This window comes from Citrobacter sp. wls613, from assembly GCF_005281195.1.
Taxonomy (GTDB): Bacteria; Pseudomonadota; Gammaproteobacteria; order Enterobacterales; family Enterobacteriaceae; genus Citrobacter; species Citrobacter gillenii.
This window is the reverse complement of the sequence record NZ_SZXN01000012.1, coordinates 84,161-98,016: the sequence shown is the minus strand read 5'-3', so window position 1 is coordinate 98,016 and position 13,856 is coordinate 84,161. Positions and strand designations below refer to the sequence as shown.

The following is a 13,856-nucleotide window of genomic DNA, read 5'->3' as shown; positions in this document are numbered from 1 at the left end:
CTGGTCGGCGTCATCGGTATTGTTCTGCTGGCGCTGGGCGGACTGAAGCCCATCCAGACGGCGATTATTGCCGGAGGATGCCCGCTGTTCTTCGTCAACATTATGGTCACGCTGTCCTTTATTAAAGACGCCAAAGTGCACTGGAAAGACAAGTAAGTTTAATTAACCCATTACTGAAGAGGCTTGAAGATGGATTTCAATTTGAATGACGAGCAGGAACTGTTTGTCGCAGGTATTCGTGAACTGATGGCCAGTGAGAACTGGGAAGCTTACTTTGCCGAGTGCGATCGTGACAGCGTCTACCCAGAACGTTTTGTAAAAGCGCTGGCGGATATGGGCATCGACAGCCTGCTGATCCCGGAAGAACACGGCGGTCTGGAAGCCGGTTTCGTCACCGTTGCCGCGGTGTGGATGGAATTAGGTCGCCTTGGCGCACCGACTTACGTGCTGTATCAATTGCCGGGAGGTTTTAACACTTTCCTGCGTGAAGGCACCCAGGAACAAATTGATAAAATCATGGCGTTCCAGGGCACCGGTAAGCAGATGTGGAACTCCGCTATCACTGAACCGGGAGCTGGATCGGATGTTGGCAGTCTGAAAACCACTTATACACGCAAAGATGGTAAGGTTTATCTTAATGGAAGTAAGTGCTTTATCACCAGTAGCGCCTATACCCCGTATATCGTGGTGATGGCTCGTGATGGTGCATCGCCGGATAAACCGATTTACACCGAGTGGTTTGTTGACATGACGAAAGCCGGTATCAAAGTCAATAAGCTGGAGAAACTCGGCCTGCGCATGGACAGTTGCTGTGAAATTACCTTTGATGACGTCGAACTGGATGAAAAAGACATGTTCGGTCGGGAAGGTAATGGCTTTAACCGCGTGAAAGAAGAGTTTGACCACGAACGTTTCCTCGTCGCCCTGACCAACTACGGTACAGCAATGTGCGCCTTTGAAGATGCGGCGCGCTACGCCAATCAACGCGTCCAGTTTGGCGAAGCAATTGGTCGTTTCCAGCTCATTCAGGAGAAGTTTGCGCATATGGCGATCAAACTGAACTCCATGAAAAACATGCTGCTGGAAGCCGCGTGGAAAGCAGATAACGGCACCATTACCTCGGGTGATGCAGCAATGTGCAAATACTTCTGCGCTAACGCCGCGTTTGAGGTCGTGGACACCTCCATGCAGGTACTCGGCGGTGTGGGTATTGCGGGCAATCATCGCATCACGCGCTTCTGGCGTGACCTGCGTGTTGACCGTGTTTCCGGTGGCTCTGATGAAATGCAGATCCTGACGTTGGGTCGTGCGGTACTCAAGCAATACCGCTAAGTGGGATGCCGGATGGCGCTTCGCCTATCCGGCCTACAACTAACTGCCAGGAGTTACATTATGGACCATTTACCAATGCCTGCATTTGGGCCGCTTGCCGGCGTACGCGTTGTCTTTTCAGGGATCGAAATCGCCGGGCCGTTCGCCGGACAGATGTTTGCCGAATGGGGCGCTGAGGTTATCTGGATTGAAAACGTCGCCTGGGCCGATACCATCCGCGTGCAACCCAACTACCCGCAGCTGTCACGCCGCAACCTGCACGCCCTGTCACTCAATATTTTCAAAGATGAAGGCCGGGAAGCGTTTCTGAAGCTCATGGAAACCACCGACATTTTCATTGAAGCCAGTAAAGGTCCGGCCTTTGCCCGCCGCGGTATTACCGATGAGGTTTTATGGGAGCATAACCCGAAGCTGGTTATCGCTCACCTCTCCGGCTTCGGCCAGTATGGCACCGATGAGTACACCAACCTCCCGGCGTACAATACCATCGCCCAGGCGTTCAGCGGTTATCTGATTCAAAACGGCGACGTTGACCAGCCGATGCCAGCCTTCCCGTACACCGCCGATTACTTCTCCGGCATGACAGCCACCACGGCAGCCCTGGCTGCTCTGTATAAAGTGCGCGAAACGGGTAAAGGCGAAAGTATTGATATTGCCATGTACGAAGTCATGCTGCGTATGGGCCAGTACTTCATGATGGATTACTTCAACGGCGGTGAAGTTTGCCCGCGTATGACCAAAGGTAAAGACCCCTACTACGCCGGTTGCGGCCTGTATAAATGCGCCGACGGCTATATCGTGATGGAGCTGGTTGGCATTATGCAAATCAACGAATGCTTTAAGGATATTGGTCTGGCGCACATTCTCGGAACGCCAGAAGTTCCGGAAGGCACACAGCTCATCCATCGTGTTGAGTGTCCGTACGGCCCGTTAGTCGAAGAGAAACTGGATGCCTGGCTGGCAGAACACACTATTGCAGACGTTCAGGCGCGCTTTGCCGAACTGAATATCGCCTGCGCGAAAGTACTGACGATCCCGGAACTGGAAGACAACCCGCAGTACGTAGCCCGTGAATCTATTACCCAGTGGCAAACGATGGACGGTCGCACCTGTAAAGGCCCCAACATCATGCCGAAATTCAAAAATAACCCAGGGAAAATCTGGCGTGGCATGCCGTCACACGGCATGGATACCGCCGCCATTCTGAAAAATATCGGTTACAGCGAAGCAGACATTAATGAGCTGGTCGGCAAAGGCCTGGCCAGGGTTGAGGATTAAACGCGATGCGCTGACCGGCTTTGCGGGTTAGCGCTCACGCCTGATTTCAGTGGATAAGGTAAAATGGATATCGTTGGCAGACAAAACTTACGTCAGATGTGGGACGACCTGGCCGGGGTGTACGGAGATAAAGCAGCACTTATTTTCGAATCCTGCGAAGGAAACGTTCGGCAGTTTAGCTATGCCTCACTTAATGAAGAGATTAACCGTACGGCGAACCTTTTTCATTCATTGGGCATACGCAAAGGCGATAAGGTCGCATTACATCTGGATAACTGCCCGGAGTTCATTTTTTGCTGGTTTGGGCTGGCAAAAATTGGCGCCGTGATGGTACCGATTAACGCCCGCTTGCTGGGGGAAGAAAGCGCCTGGATCCTGCAAAACAGCCAGGTCAGCCTGCTGGTCACCAGCGCTCAGTTTTATCCAATGTACCGCCAGATAAAACGGGAAAATACCACCCCGCTTAATCACATTTGTCTTATCGGAGAGCAGGTTCCGGCTGACGATGGCGTGAGCCATTTTTCTCAGCTCAAGGACCAGCAGCCGACAACGCTGTGCTATACACCACCGTTATCCACTGATGACACGGCAGAAATTCTGTTTACCTCAGGCACCACCTCGCGTCCCAAAGGGGTGGTGATTACCCACTATAACCTGCGTTTTGCCGGTTACTACTCCGCCTGGCAGTGCGCCCTGCGCGATGACGACGTCTACCTGACGGTCATGCCCGCTTTCCATATTGACTGCCAGTGTACGGCAGCCATGGCGGCTTTTTCCGCAGGCAGTACCTTTGTGCTGATAGAGAAATACAGCGCCCGGGCCTTCTGGGACCAGGTACGTAAATATCAGGCGACGGTGACGGAATGCATTCCGATGATGATCCGCACCCTGATGGTACAGCCCGCAAGCCCGACTGACAGGCAGCACAAGCTGCGCGAAGTGATGTTCTACCTCAATTTATCGGTGCAGGAAAAAGATGATTTTATCACGCGCTTTGGCGTTAGGCTGCTGACCTCCTACGGCATGACGGAAACCATCGTCGGTATTATTGGTGACCGCCCCGGTGACCAACGGCGCTGGCCTTCCATTGGCCGCGTGGGCTTTAGCTATGAAGCCGAAATCCGCGACGATCATAATCAGCCGTTACCTGCCGGAGAGATTGGCGAAATCTGCATTAAAGGCGTGCCGGGTAAAACGATATTTAAAGAGTACTACGCACAGCCACAGGCCACGGCCAACGCGCTGGAGCCGGACGGCTGGTTGCATACCGGTGATTCCGGCTACCGGGATGAAGACGGCTTTTTCTATTTCGTTGACCGGCGCTGCAACATGATTAAACGCGGTGGGGAAAATGTTTCCTGCGTCGAGCTGGAAAATATAATCGCTGCTCACCCTAAAATTCAGGACATTGTCATTGTCGGTATTAAAGACGCTATCCGCGATGAGGCGATTAAAGCCTTTATCGTATTGAATGAGGGGGAAACATTAAGCGAAGCGGAATTTTTCAGTTTCTGCGAAGGCAATATGGCGAAGTTTAAGGTTCCCTCGTTTATGGAGATAAGAACCGACCTGCCGCGTAATTGTTCCGGAAAAATAATCAAAAAAAATCTGAAATAAATCCTCCGCCAGGAATGCCTCCTGTCGGCAAATCTATTTTTTGGAGATGAGCTATGAGTGAATCATTACATCTGACCCGTAACGGCCCGATTCTGGAAATTACATTAGACAGGCCCAAAGCAAATGCCATTGACGCCAAAACCAGTTTTGCCATGGGTGAGGCTTTTCTTCATTTCCGCGATGACCCGGAATTGCGCGTGGCGATTATCACCGGCGGCGGCGAGAAATTCTTTTCTGCGGGCTGGGACCTAAAAGCGGCAGCAGAAGGTGAAGCGCCGGATGCCGATTTTGGTCCCGGCGGTTTTGCCGGTTTAACGGAAATATTTGATCTCGACAAGCCGGTCATCGCCGCAGTAAACGGCTATGCCTTCGGCGGCGGATTCGAGCTAGCGCTGGCGGCAGACTTTATCGTCTGTGCGGAAAACGCCAGCTTTGCGCTACCGGAAGCCAAGCTTGGTATCGTGCCAGACAGCGGCGGCGTGCTGCGTCTGCCGAAGCTGCTGCCGCCTGCTATCGTCAACGAAATGGTGATGACCGGCAGACGAATGAGCGCCGAAGAAGCACTGCGCTGGGGGATTGTGAACCGCGTCGTCAGCCAGGTTGAACTGATGGACAGCGCCCGCGAACTGGCGCAGCAGCTGGTGAATAGCGCCCCGTTGGCCATCGCCGCGCTGAAAGAGATTTACCGCGCGACCAGCGAAATGCCGGTAGAAGAAGGCTACCGCTACATCCGCAGCGGCGTGCTGAAGCATTACCCATCCGTGCTGCACTCTGAGGATGCGCTCGAAGGACCGCAGGCATTTGCTGAAAAACGCGATCCGGTGTGGAAAGGTCGTTAATGTGCTGAGGCCGGATGGCGCTTTGCTTATCCGACCTACAAAAAATGCACACTCGTAGGCCGCGTTATCCGGCAAAAACAACTGAGGAATATCGTGAGTTATTATGCGTTTGAAGGCCTGATCCCGGTGGTACACCCACAGGCGTATGTCCATCCTAGCGCAGTGCTGATTGGCGATGTGATCGTCGGTGCTGGCGTATATATCGGTCCTCTTGCCTCGCTGCGCGGCGACTATGGCCGCCTGATCCTTGAAGCAGGCTCGAATCTTCAGGATGGTTGCATCATGCACGGCTACTGTGACACCGACACCATCGTGCATGAGAATGGACACATCGGACATGGTGCAATCCTGCACGGCTGCGTCATTGGCCGGGACGCGCTGGTTGGCATGAACAGCGTCATAATGGACGGCGCAACAATTGGCGAAGAGAGCATTGTCGCCGCCATGAGCTTTGTTAAAGCCGGATTTACCGGCGAGGCAAGGCAAATGCTGGTCGGTTCACCTGCCCGCGTGCTGCGAGAGGTGACAGACCAGGAGCTGCACTGGAAACGGCTGAATACCAAAGAGTATCAGGATCTCGCGGTTCGCTGTCGGGCAGGGTTACGCGAAACACAGCCGTTAACGCAGATTGATAAAAACCGCCCGCGTCTGAAAGGCACGACGGATGTGAAGCCCAAATCAGCACAGTAATTGATGCCGGATGCGCTCACGCTTATCCGGCCTGCGAGTCAATCACCGTTTATGCCGCCATCAGGCAAACTTACGATTAGCGGCGCATACTTTTTGACAGCATCATCTGCCATTTCTGCTCGCGATTAAGCTCTGTTGGCGGTACAGCCGACATACGCGGCATTTTCCCTACGCTCACTTTTTTATCCTGCAAATTGTGATTCAATCTGCTGTAGAGATGAGAATCAATACTCACGACTTTCACCAGACGCTGGCACTGACAGCCCCGGCCTGCAATCTGGTTAGGGATCATCTTAACTTCACAAACAATTTCTCCTACTTCAGACAGAATATAGGAGAGCGTATTAATTGCTTTGCAGTGTTCAATATTAAAATGGAGGGAGATTTCTTTTGCCGTGACCCAACGATCTTCAGCCCTGATCCAATCGGCAATTAACAAATAAAGCGGTCTTTCAACATATTCTTCACACATAAGCACACCATTTCACAAATTAAAAATCTGGCTACGGCCTGTCTGGATAAATAAAAACAAAGCCCTATTAAAATTGTGTATATGAGAGATAGTATGCGACTTGAATGTTGATTAGTGTGAGCAACATCTTGCTTATTACATTGAAAATGTGGTTATCACAGCGCTATTTGCCTGTAATGACCTTAATAGATAAAAAATACGGTTTCTTTACAGAAACCGTTTCTTATTAAATTGCAGACCCGACCCGCTCAGAAGCGGGTGGGTCATTGTCGATTACTTCGCGATCTGTGCGTGCATTTCCTGAACGGAGGTCACCTTCTCGGTAGCATCCGCATTCAGCGCCATCGCCGTGGCGAAACCGCCGTTTAGCGTGGTGTCATAATGAACTTTGTACTGCAGCGCGCTGCGGCGAATCAGCTTGGAGTCTTCAATCGCCTGACGACCTTCAGTGGTGTTGATGATATAGGTATATTCGCCATTCTTGATACGGTCCTGAATATGCGGACGACCTTCATGCACCTTGTTTACCAGACGCGGGTTGATACCGGCTTCCCCCAGTACAATTGCCGTACCGTGGGTGGCGTCCAGCTCGAAACCAAACTTCAGCAGCTTCGCCGCCAGGTCAACGACGCGCTCTTTATCGCCTTCACGCACGGAGAGCAGTGCGCGGCCCTGTTTCTTCATGGTGGAGCTGCTGCCCAGCTGCGCCTTGGCGAATGCTTCCGCAAAGGTGCGACCTACGCCCATCACTTCGCCGGTAGAGCGCATTTCTGGCCCTAACAGGGGGTCAACGCCCGGGAACTTGTTAAACGGCAGCACCACTTCCTTCACCGAGTAGTACGGCGGGATAATTTCTTTGGTGACGCCCTGCTGTGCCAGCGTTTGACCGACCATCACGCGCGCCGCCACTTTTGCAAGCGCAACACCGGTGGCTTTGGAGACAAACGGTACGGTACGCGCCGCACGCGGGTTGACTTCAATCAGGTAAACTTCGTTGTTCTTCACCGCAAACTGGACGTTCATCAGACCACGAACCTGCAGTTCGAAGGCCAGTTTCTGCACCTGCTGGCGCATCACGTCCTGAATTTCCTGGCTCAGCGTGTAGGCTGGCAGGGAACACGCGGAGTCGCCGGAGTGAACGCCCGCCTGCTCAATGTGCTCCATGATGCCGCCAATCAGCACCCTTTCGCCGTCGCAGATAGCGTCCACGTCCACTTCTACTGCGTCATCCAGGAAGCGGTCCAGCAGCACCGGCGCGTCGTTGGAGACGCTGACCGCGGTCTGGAAGTAGCGACGCAGGTCGGCTTCGTCGTACACAATTTCCATTGCCCGACCGCCAAGCACGTAGGACGGGCGCACCACCAGCGGGTAGCCAATCTCTTTTGCCTTCTCGACCGCCATTTCAATGGCGGTAACGGTGGCGTTGGCCGGTTGTTTTAGCTTCAGACGGTCAACCGCCTGCTGGAAACGCTCACGGTCTTCAGCGCGGTCAATCGCGTCCGGGCTGGTGCCGATAACCGGCACGCCTGCGGCTTCCAGCGCACGCGCCAGCTTCAGCGGAGTCTGCCCGCCGTACTGCACGATAACGCCTTTCGGCTTCTCGATACGCACGATTTCCAGCACGTCTTCGAACGTTACCGGTTCAAAGTACAGACGGTCGGAGGTGTCGTAGTCGGTAGAAACCGTTTCCGGGTTACAGTTGACCATAATGGTCTCGTAACCGTCTTCGCGCAGCGCCAGCGACGCATGTACGCAGCAGTAATCGAATTCGATACCCTGACCGATACGGTTCGGACCACCGCCCAGCACCATAATTTTGTCGCGATCCTGAGTCGGGTTCGCTTCGCACTCTTCTTCATAGGTGGAGTACATGTAGGCAGTGTCGGTGGAGAATTCTGCGGCGCAGGTATCCACACGCTTATAAACCGGGTGCAGCTTATACTGTTCGCGCAGTTTGCGGATTTCCGCTTCGCGCACGCCAGCCAGTTTTGCCAGACGCGCATCGGCAAAGCCTTTACGCTTGAGCTGGCGCAGGAAATCAGCGTCGAGGCCGTTAATCCCCAGCTCTGCAACTTTTTCTTCCAGACGCACCAGTTCTTCAATCTGTACCAGGAACCAGCGGTCAATGTTGGTCAGGTTGAAGACGCCATCAACGGACAGACCAGCACGGAACGCATCGGCGATGTACCAGATACGCTCAGCGCCTGCATCTTTCAGCTCGCGACGAATTTTGGTCAGCGCTTCCGGGTCATCCAGGCTCACTTTCGGGTCGAAACCGGTGGCGCCCACTTCCAGACCGCGCAGCGCTTTTTGCAGCGATTCCTGCTGTGTGCGGCCAATCGCCATCACTTCGCCGACGGACTTCATCTGCGTCGTCAGACGGTCGTTAGCACCGGCAAACTTCTCGAAGTTAAAGCGCGGGATCTTAGTCACAACGTAGTCGATAGACGGTTCGAACGACGCCGGAGTACGGCCGCCGGTGATGTCGTTCATCAGCTCATCGAGGGTATAACCGACCGCCAGTTTCGCCGCCACTTTGGCAATCGGGAAACCGGTCGCTTTCGAGGCCAGCGCCGAGGAGCGGGAAACGCGTGGGTTCATTTCAATGACAATCAGGCGGCCGTTTTTCGGGTTCACCGCAAACTGCACGTTAGACCCGCCGGTTTCTACGCCGATTTCACGCAGTACCGCCATCGAGGCGTTACGCATGATTTGATATTCTTTGTCGGTCAGCGTCTGGGCAGGTGCCACGGTAATGGAGTCACCGGTATGAATGCCCATGGCGTCGAAGTTTTCGATGGAGCAGACAATAATGCAGTTATCATTTTTGTCACGTACCACTTCCATCTCGTACTCTTTCCAGCCAATCAGCGATTCATCAATCAGCAGCTCTTTCGTTGGGGAAAGATCCAGACCGCGTTCGCAAATCTCTTCAAACTCTTCGCGGTTATAGGCAATACCGCCGCCGGTACCGCCCATGGTGAAGGACGGGCGGATGATGCACGGGAAGCCGACGTCAGCGGCAACCGCCAGCGCTTCTTCCATGGTGTGCGCGATACCAGAACGCGCGGTGTCGAGACCGATTTTCTTCATTGCGATGTCGAAGCGACGGCGATCTTCTGCTTTATCAATCGCATCGGCGGTGGCACCAATCATGGTCACACCGAACTCTTCAAGTACGCCCTGACGCTCAAGCTCCAGCGCGCAGTTCAGCGCCGTCTGGCCGCCCATGGTCGGCAGTACCGCATCCGGGCGCTCTTTTTCGATAATTTTGCGTACCACTTCCCAGTGAATTGGCTCGATGTAGGTGGCATCGGCCATTTCCGGGTCGGTCATGATGGTCGCCGGGTTGGAGTTGACCAGAATAACGCGGTAACCCTCTTCACGCAGGGCTTTACACGCCTGCGCGCCGGAATAGTCAAACTCACACGCCTGGCCGATAACAATCGGACCCGCGCCCAGAATCAGGATACTTTTTATGTCTGTACGTTTTGGCATGGCTCTTTTAACTCCTGATTATTTCGCGGACTGACGGTATTGCTCAATTAACTCGATAAAGTGGTCGAACAGCGGCGCAGCATCGTGCGGCCCCGGGCTCGCTTCAGGGTGGCCCTGGAAGCTAAACGCCGGTTTGTCGGTGCGATGGATACCCTGTAGGGTGCCATCGAACAGTGATTTGTGCGTGACGCGCAAGGTAGCAGGCATCGAGGCTTCATCCACCGCAAAACCGTGGTTCTGCGCGGTAATCATCACGGTGTTGTTATCGATATCTTTCACCGGATGGTTGCCGCCGTGGTGGCCAAACTTCATCTTGATGGTCTTCGCACCGCTCGCCAGCGCCAGCAGCTGATGGCCGAGACAGATGCCAAACACCGGAATATCGGTTTCGAGGAATTTCTGAATCGCGGCAATCGCGTAGTCACACGGTGCCGGGTCGCCAGGACCGTTGGACAGGAAGATACCGTCCGGATTCATCTTTAATACGTCTTCTGCGGAGGTCTGCGCAGGCACAACCGTCAGGCGGCAGCCGCGGTCCACCAGCATACGCAGAATGTTGCGTTTCGCGCCGAAATCGTAGGCAACCACGTGGAACGGGAGTTCTTCAGCGGATTTTGCTTCCGGCAGGTCGCCTTCCAGCGTCCAGCTTCCCTGTGTCCAGCCATACGGTTCTGCCGTAGTGACTTCTTTCGCCAGATCCATGCCGTTCAGGCCCGGGAAGGCTTTCGCTTTTTCCAGCGCCAGCTGTGCATCCAGGTTATCCCCTGCGATGATGCAGCCGTTCTGAGCGCCTTTCTCGCGCAACAAACGGGTCAGCTTACGGGTATCAATATCGGCAATCGCCACGATGTTATGGCGCTTCAGGTAAGAAGAGAGGTCTTCGGTATTGCGGTAATTGCTGGCAATCAGCGGCAGGTCGCGGATGACCAGACCTTGCGCATGTACCTGAGAAGATTCTGCATCGGCTTCATTGGTGCCGACATTGCCGATATGAGGATAAGTAAGGGTGACGATTTGGCGGGAATAGGAAGGATCAGTGAGGATTTCTTGATAACCGGTCATTGAAGTATTGAAAACGACTTCCCCAACCGCCGAACCTGTTGCCCCTATGGCCCGACCGTGAAACTGGGTTCCGTCTTCCAGAACCAATAGCGCTGACTTAATCAAAACACCCTCCAGAGAATATTCACTCACTTTATTTGCATATTAATTCATTAACACAGTATGAATCAATGCAAATTTGCTTACCTATGGATTTCTGGCAAACGGCGGCATTCTAGAGACAGCCCGGGAAAAAGTCTACCCAAAAGGGGATTTTTTATTATTATTTTACGCCACTGGGACAAATCATGTGATTTAACAGGCAAAAAGATCAGCTAAGTAACGGTAGAAAACGCTTGCGGGAGGTCAAGAATGTAAAAATGAATCATGGCAGACAAAAAAGTGGACCATTTGGTCAAAATTTACATTGAGGCAACAAAAACACATTACAAAACATCTTAAAATAAGTGTTTTAATTGAAAATTATAAAAACAATGAAAAAATAAAAGGGCAATAAAATATTGCCCTATGTAATCAATAAATTATGATTACAATAACCACATCACGAAGGGTAATAAAACCTTATAAACTGCCTAAATCAAGCACATCTTTCATATCAAAAAGACCGTTTGACTTACCTTTTAACCACATCGCCGATCTTACCGCACCGTTGGCAAACGTCATACGGCTGGACGCTTTGTGCGTAATCTCGATACGTTCGCCAATATCGGCGAACATCGCCGTATGTTCCCCGACGATGTCACCAGCACGCACCGTGGCGAAACCGATAGTGCCAGGCACACGTTCACCGGTGTAACCTTCACGCGAGTAGACAGCACAGTCCTTTAAATCTTTGTCCAGCGCCCCGGCAATCGCCTCCCCCATCGCCAGCGCCGTCCCTGACGGTGCGTCGACTTTATGACGGTGGTGCGCTTCAATAATTTCGATGTCGGTGTAGTCGCCCATCACCTTCGCCGCTTTCTCCAGCAGTTTAAGCATCACGTTCACGCCGACGCTAAAGTTGGCGGCAAACACAATGCCGATATCCTGCGAGGCATCGCGAATGGTCTGCTTACCGGCATCATCAAACCCGGTCGTGCCAATCACCATGCCTTTTGCATGCTGCCGACAAAATGCCAGATGCGTCAGCGTGCCTTCCGGGCGGGTAAAATCGATAAAGACATCGAAATCGTCTTTTACCGCTTCGAGGCTGCTCTGAACGGTTACGCCAGATTTTCCAACGCCCGCCAGCTCACCAGCATCGCTGCCCAGTAAAGAGGAGCCGTCACGCTCTAGTGCCGCCCCCAGTTGTACTCCTTCCATCGCCATCGCAGCCTGAATTAACTGCCGTCCCATGCGGCCACCGGCGCCTGCAATGGCGACGCGGATTTGTGCATCATGCATAGCTATTCTCTTTTGTTAAAATTGCGTAAATCGTTTTCAGAGTAACCAGCCCGCGACAGGGTCGCCAGCCGAAAACGTCCATAATTAGAAATTAATGATAAACAGAGAGGAATATCAGTAAAAGACATGATTCACCCCGCAGGATGAATCATTGCCGCAGTCGGGGAAAGAAGTCAAACTCGCTCAGAATGGCGACAGACGATAAGAAAAGCACTTTAAAACCCAACGGTAGGTAGCCAATTCGCGTGACCGTTTCTGCCAGCCCATTTTCAGGCCGCTAGAGTATAGCTCACCACCATCTGCCCTTTTTTCAGCTTAACCTGTGTAATGATCACCTCACCCAGCTCGGATAAACGGGCCACGTGCGTACCGCCACAAGGATATCCCGGTAGGTCACCAAAACCGACCTGGCGTAAGCCGCCGTCAAAGGTAATTCGGCGCGCAAGATTGTCGGTCTGCCATTGGCCAATTTTCGCCATCAGTTGTGTCGCTTCCGGCAAAGTGCTGCCCTCACCTATCGCAAAAGTAATGCGCCCTTCATTCGGCCAATGGTGCGCTTTAACCGGTCGCCAACCAAATATTTCACCGGCCTTACCAATCATGTGCCCGGCTGAGTGCAGACGGGCGTGAAGATGGCGGACAGCAGCATCAATATGCAGCGTCGTTTCGCCAGGCGGCAGCGGTTGCACCACAATATGCACCACCTCTTCACCGCGCGTCATCACGCCTTCAACCGGGACGCCACCGATCGCGCCACTGTCCGAGGGTTGTCCGCCGCCCTGTGGATGAAACAGCGTGCTATCGAGCGTAATCGCATAGCGCCCATCGGGTTCTGCCGTGCAGTGTGTGATCGTCGCATGGCCTCGGGTGTCATCGCTGGTGTAATAAAGACGTTCAGTCATGGTTGTTCTCCTCTTGATGAGCAGAGTATATTCACTTTACCAGCACCGATAATCCCATCAACATTCAATGCATCTTTGCCCGGTACGCACAAATGAATCCCAACCTGCTTCCTGACCTTGCCACCTTTGTGTTGATTGTCGACCAGGGGAGTTTCTCTGCCGCCGCCAGAATATCCGGCGCAACGCCTTCCGCTATCAGCCGCAGCGTCTCGCGGCTTGAGCAGGCATTAGGCAGCAAACTACTGCACCGCACCACCCGTAAGCTGGCGCTAAGCGAGACCGGGAAGATGGTTTATGAACACGCGCAAGAGATGCTAAACGCCGCGCAAATGGCGGTAGACTCCGGCAGCAGCCGCCAGACCATTGCCCAGGGGAAGCTAACGGTCAGCGTGCCAAAGGCGGTCGGGCGTTTTGTTATTCACCCTTTAATGGCGGAGTTTTTCACCCGCTTCCCGGACGTGGATGTCTGTCTGAGGCTGGAAGACCGCTATATGGACTTGATTGATGATGGCGTGGATCTGGCACTGCGCATCAGTCAGTCGCCGTCGCCGGGTTTGTACGGCAAGCCGCTGATGCCGGTCAGTCACGTTATCTGCGCCACGCCGGAATATTTGCGCCAGCACGGTACGCCCGATACCCCACAAGCCCTGCGCGATCATAGCTGTATTAGCCTTGGCGAAACACCCGCTGATTCGCGCTGGAAGTTTCGCCGCGGGGATAAAATTGAAACTCTGCAAACTCATGGGCGTTATGCTGCCAACCATACCGGCGTGCGGCTGGACG

General features: G+C 53.4%; 12 protein-coding genes. 7 read left to right on the top strand and 5 right to left on the bottom strand.

Annotated elements, in window-relative coordinates; all coding sequences use genetic code 11:
• The 6 genes from FDX01_RS23270 to caiE form a co-directional block, all read left to right on the top strand.
• A partial coding sequence (locus FDX01_RS23270) for a BCCT family transporter (protein WP_249360842.1) occupies window positions 1-156 on the top strand: 156 nt, incomplete at its 5' end.
• A 33-nt stretch (window positions 157-189) separates the two neighbouring features.
• The gene (gene caiA / locus FDX01_RS02670; protein ID WP_096758350.1) at window positions 190-1,332 is read left to right on the top strand and encodes a crotonobetainyl-CoA dehydrogenase; all 1,143 of its coding nucleotides are present in this window, start codon (window positions 190-192) and stop codon (window positions 1,330-1,332) included.
• 60 nt (window positions 1,333-1,392) lie between these two features.
• Window positions 1,393-2,610: an L-carnitine CoA-transferase gene (caiB, locus tag FDX01_RS02665; protein WP_137399176.1), complete on the top strand. Its 1,218-nt coding sequence runs from the start codon at window positions 1,393-1,395 to the stop codon at window positions 2,608-2,610.
• A gap of 63 nt (window positions 2,611-2,673) precedes the next feature.
• Window positions 2,674-4,227 carry a crotonobetaine/carnitine-CoA ligase gene (caiC, locus tag FDX01_RS02660; protein WP_137399175.1) on the top strand — a complete coding sequence of 518 codons (1,554 nt, stop codon included), beginning with the start codon at window positions 2,674-2,676 and terminating at the stop codon, window positions 4,225-4,227.
• A gap of 53 nt (window positions 4,228-4,280) precedes the next feature.
• The gene (gene caiD / locus FDX01_RS02655; RefSeq protein WP_096758353.1) at window positions 4,281-5,066 is read left to right on the top strand and encodes a crotonobetainyl-CoA hydratase; all 786 of its coding nucleotides are present in this window, start codon (window positions 4,281-4,283) and stop codon (window positions 5,064-5,066) included.
• 93 nt (window positions 5,067-5,159) lie between these two features.
• Window positions 5,160-5,756, top strand: coding sequence for a carnitine operon protein CaiE (gene caiE, locus FDX01_RS02650; RefSeq protein WP_096758354.1), 597 nt, complete (start codon window positions 5,160-5,162; stop codon window positions 5,754-5,756).
• A 76-nt stretch (window positions 5,757-5,832) separates the two neighbouring features.
• Here caiE and caiF read toward each other — a convergent pair whose 3' ends face one another.
• The 5 genes from caiF to FDX01_RS02625 all read right to left on the bottom strand — a co-directional run bounded on the left by caiF (window position 5,833) and on the right by FDX01_RS02625 (window position 13,073).
• On the bottom strand, window positions 5,833-6,228 hold the full coding sequence (gene caiF / locus FDX01_RS02645; RefSeq protein ID WP_096758355.1) for a carnitine metabolism transcriptional regulator CaiF: 396 nt from the start codon (window positions 6,226-6,228) through the stop codon (window positions 5,833-5,835).
• A gap of 273 nt (window positions 6,229-6,501) precedes the next feature.
• Complete coding sequence (gene carB, locus FDX01_RS02640) at window positions 6,502-9,726, bottom strand: carbamoyl-phosphate synthase large subunit (protein ID WP_117342339.1); 3,225 nt, start codon at window positions 9,724-9,726, stop codon at window positions 6,502-6,504.
• A gap of 18 nt (window positions 9,727-9,744) precedes the next feature.
• Window positions 9,745-10,893 (bottom strand): glutamine-hydrolyzing carbamoyl-phosphate synthase small subunit, encoded by a 1,149-nt coding sequence (gene carA, locus FDX01_RS02635; protein ID WP_096758357.1) that lies wholly within the window; start codon window positions 10,891-10,893, stop codon window positions 9,745-9,747.
• Window positions 10,894-11,349: 456 nt separating this feature from the next.
• Window positions 11,350-12,171, bottom strand: a complete 822-nt coding sequence (dapB, locus tag FDX01_RS02630; protein WP_137399174.1) for a 4-hydroxy-tetrahydrodipicolinate reductase — start codon at window positions 12,169-12,171, stop codon at window positions 11,350-11,352.
• 269 nt (window positions 12,172-12,440) lie between these two features.
• Window positions 12,441-13,073, bottom strand: a complete 633-nt coding sequence (locus tag FDX01_RS02625; RefSeq protein ID WP_137399173.1) for an alanyl-tRNA editing protein — start codon at window positions 13,071-13,073, stop codon at window positions 12,441-12,443.
• A gap of 92 nt (window positions 13,074-13,165) precedes the next feature.
• Here FDX01_RS02625 and FDX01_RS02620 point away from each other — a divergent pair.
• A partial coding sequence (locus tag FDX01_RS02620; RefSeq protein WP_249360840.1) for a LysR family transcriptional regulator occupies window positions 13,166-13,856 on the top strand: 691 nt, incomplete at its 3' end.